Annotated in this window: 1 protein-coding gene; it reads right to left on the reverse strand. The window is 60.0% G+C overall.

From position 1 onward, the window contains the following. The coding region (locus AACY45_RS28575) for an Nramp family divalent metal transporter (protein ID WP_339548823.1) at nucleotides 1-450 on the reverse strand (450 nt) is incomplete at both ends.

Consider the following 450-nt stretch of genomic DNA (forward strand, 5'->3'; position numbering starts at 1 on the left):
TTGATATCGCGTGCACCCCTGCCGAAGGCGCGCGTCTGCACGATTGCGGAATGCAGGTACAGGTTGTGCGGCATGACAGTGGCCCCCAGAATTCCCAGCGCAACGACCAATGCCGCTTCATTGGGAATCGATGGCGTAATCGCGCCAAGCGCAGCGGCAGCCCAATCGGGCTTCGCGAGATAGATCGTATAGGCGAAGCACAATGCGATCGTGGAAACGAGCACGATCACCACTGCCTCGATCTTGCGGAAACCCAAATTGATCAGCAGCAGCAGGAATAGGACGTCGAGCCCGGTTACCAGCACACCCCACACCAGCGGCAACCCAAGCAACAGGTTCAGCGCAACGGCCGACCCGATCACTTCGGCCAGATCGCACGCGATGATCGCGATTTCGCACAACAGCCACAGGCCGACGGCCACAGGACGGGGGTAATGGTCGCGACAGGTT

Source organism: Pseudomonas sp. RA_35y_Pfl2_P32 (genome assembly GCF_963970735.1).
In the GTDB taxonomy this organism is placed as follows: Bacteria; Pseudomonadota; Gammaproteobacteria; order Pseudomonadales; family Pseudomonadaceae; genus Aquipseudomonas.